1 protein-coding gene and 1 pseudogene are annotated in these 1,545 nt (G+C 40.2%); both read left to right on the top strand.

Annotated elements, in window-relative coordinates; genetic code table 11:
• Positions 1-69 precede the first annotated feature (69 nt).
• A complete protein-coding gene (locus tag JCM11969_RS16655) occupies positions 70-285 on the top strand; it encodes a hypothetical protein (protein ID WP_039106706.1) in 216 nt (71 codons plus the stop codon).
• Positions 286-288: 3 nt separating this feature from the next.
• Positions 289-1,412, top strand: a pseudogene (locus tag JCM11969_RS16660) (ArdC-like ssDNA-binding domain-containing protein).
• Positions 1,413-1,545: the final 133 nt, after the last annotated feature.

Genomic DNA, 1,545 nt, shown 5'->3' on the forward strand with positions numbered 1-1,545 from the left:
TTCACTTTTATAAAGCTAAAAGTAAACCTAAACAACGGGTGAGATTAGCAAAGCAAAGGAGATCATAAAATGGATAATAAATTAGAAGTCATTGGGAGTGAATTACCAGTTTTGCAGGCTAAAGGAACCTACAAGTATCTAAAAGAAATCACTGGTAACGGAGCCTATTATCAAGTGGCTTGGCAAAAATTGTCTGACGGTTACGTTGCCCTTTATGGCACGACCTCAATTCAAACAAAAGTGGCTCCCATACTGAATGATATTTTTGAAGATGAGGAGGGGTAACTTATGCCAAATAAAGCAGATGTTAAGGCTTGGAAAGCACAATTAGTCGCCCAGGCTGAACAGCAAATCCTAAAATTAACTGATAGTGACCAATTTAAAAAGTATCTCAATACCCTGCTAAATTTCATCGTTATAGCGCCAGAAACATTGATTTAATTTATGCGCAAAATCCTCAAGCCACTCAAGTCGCTGGTTTTAAGCAATGGCAGAAGGCTTTTAACCGCACCGTCAACCGGGGCGCAAAAGCGATTCGGATTGCGGCTCCGATTATTAAGAAGTTAACACCAGCCGAGCAAAAGCGTCTTGATACTACCGACGAACGGGCCATTATTGGTTATCGTTACCTGCCCGTCTTTGATGTGGCACAAACTAGCGGTGAACCAGTGTTAAGTGCTCAAGACTTTGTCAAAGAAAATTTGGCTGATCATCAAAATGTAACGAGCTTGTATAACGCGTTCAAAGATTATTTAAACCAGCAAACCGACCTTAAAGTCAGTGAAGTGCCTTTAGCGACGCTAAATGGGGCTAAGGGGTATTTTCAACCCAGCACTAATGAAATCGTCATTGGTGGCGATGAGCCCGACAATGCTTTGAAACTAAAGACGTTATACCACGAATATGCGCATAGCCAGCTACACGGCTTAAAATCAGCCTTTAAAAATAGGCCACGAGCCTATCAGGAAACCCAAGCCGAAGCAGTCGCATATGTTGCCATGCAAAATATTGGCGTTGATACCAGTAACTACTCACTTGGTTATGTGGCTACCTGGGCTAAAGATACAGCTGTGATCCATAGTGCTTTAAGTGAAATCCAGCAAGTTAGCAACAAAGTGATTGAGCTTAGCGATGGCTTAACCAAACAATTAGGCTTGCAAGAAGTACAAGAAGGACCTGAGCACGATTTAAAAAAGCTAGCAGCCCAGTCACTGAATAAGTCCTATCAAAGCTTGCAACAACAAGTTCAGCAAGCAACTAGTCCACAACAGAAAGCGCAATTTAAAAACCAGTTAAACGATGTGCACCAAGAAATCAGTGAGCTAACACAAAAGCAACTGAAAGCATTTGCTGAAGAAAATCCATCAATCAAACAACCTAAATCCGAACTGGATCAAAGTCTGAAACACTGAATTTAGTTTTCAAAAAAAGGGAAATCTGCCTAATGTTTCGGTAGATTTCCATTTTTTGATTGATTAATTTTGTTTTTCTTAAAGTAATACTAATAGGAAAGTGTAAGCATGCATTTTGCCAGTAAAGTTAGAG

Origin of the sequence: Secundilactobacillus paracollinoides DSM 15502 = JCM 11969 (assembly GCF_001311135.1) — a bacterium.
In the GTDB taxonomy this organism is placed as follows: domain Bacteria; phylum Bacillota; class Bacilli; order Lactobacillales; family Lactobacillaceae; genus Secundilactobacillus; species Secundilactobacillus paracollinoides.

Bases quoted from the DNA above. Each gene is read 5' to 3' on its own strand.
- JCM11969_RS16655 (WP_039106706.1), top strand. From the start codon at position 70: ATGGATAATAAATTAGAAGTCATTGGGAGTGAATTACCAGTTTTGCAG.